Source organism: Nostoc sp. 2RC, assembly GCF_014222165.1.
GTDB classification, from domain to species: domain Bacteria; phylum Cyanobacteriota; class Cyanobacteriia; order Cyanobacteriales; family Nostocaceae; genus Nostoc; species Nostoc linckia.
Genome location: NZ_JACKZU010000792.1, coordinates 1 through 565, shown reverse-complemented (window position 1 = coordinate 565; position 565 = coordinate 1). Strand labels below are relative to the sequence as shown.

The following is a 565-nucleotide window of genomic DNA, read 5'->3' as shown; positions in this document are numbered from 1 at the left end:
ATTAATTAAAATTCATATTTAATAAGCAAAAAGGCATATTGTTTTCTCAAAATTCAGCTTTGATTTTCTCAAACCACAGTTTGCTTATTTATTTCGACAGCTAGATCTTTGAAAAGGTTTTAGTAAAGTGCTAATCTGAAAAATACAAACCTTGATGCCACCAGCTTTAAAGACGCGATTGCTAAACCCGATGAATCACAATCGGGTTTTGTAGGAATATCTATAATTCCGCTTGGTTTATAACCGTCGATCACTTGATAACCAAGGTACACAAAAACACCGAAAGGTTTGACCTTTGCAATCTCTCCATAAAATTTGTACCCAATATAAAATTTCTCTTTTAAATTCTCCCATTGTTTATCGATATCACTCATACGGCTGATGATACGTTACAAGTTTTTGAAACCATTATCGCTAAATGAAGATTGTTAACAACCCAGCCGCGGAATTTGGATTACTATTCTTGTAAAATCGTCTTTGACACAATTCTAGTTTTCTTCAAGTCAGCTTGGGAAAGTTCTTCCCCAGCTTGCAGGCGAGTGGCGGAAGTTTGCAACACTGTCGC

At 35.8% G+C, this 565-nt stretch carries 1 protein-coding gene; it reads right to left on the bottom strand.

Translation table 11 applies throughout. From position 1 onward, the window contains the following. Positions 1 to 119: 119 nt before the first annotated feature. A complete protein-coding gene (locus tag GNE10_RS35010) occupies positions 120 to 374 on the bottom strand; it encodes a hypothetical protein (protein ID WP_185570571.1) in 255 nt (84 codons plus the stop codon). Between the last annotated feature and the right edge of the window lie 191 nt (positions 375 to 565).